Origin of the sequence: Methylobacterium frigidaeris (assembly GCF_022179185.1) — a bacterium.
Taxonomy (GTDB): domain Bacteria; phylum Pseudomonadota; class Alphaproteobacteria; order Rhizobiales; family Beijerinckiaceae; genus Methylobacterium; species Methylobacterium frigidaeris.
On record NZ_BPQJ01000482.1, the window covers coordinates 1 to 211 of the forward strand.

The 211-nt window shown below is 76.8% G+C and carries 1 protein-coding gene; it reads left to right on the forward strand.

The genetic code is table 11. The annotated features are described in order from the left end of the window. A partial coding sequence (locus MFF64_RS37705; RefSeq protein ID WP_273557229.1) for an exodeoxyribonuclease VII large subunit occupies window positions 1–211 on the forward strand: 211 nt, incomplete at both ends.

Genomic DNA, 211 nt, shown 5'->3' on the forward strand with positions numbered 1-211 from the left:
GCATTCGAGAGCGCGATCCCGCTGACCTCGGCGGTCGGGCACGAGACCGACACCACGCTGATCGACTACGCCTCCGACCGCCGGGCGCCGACCCCGACGGGCGCCGCCGAGATGGCCGTCCCCGTCCGCGCCGACTTGATCGCCACGGTGGCCGACCTGTCCGCTCGGGCGGTCGGGGCGGTCGGCCGGCGGGTCGAGCGCGACCGGTGCG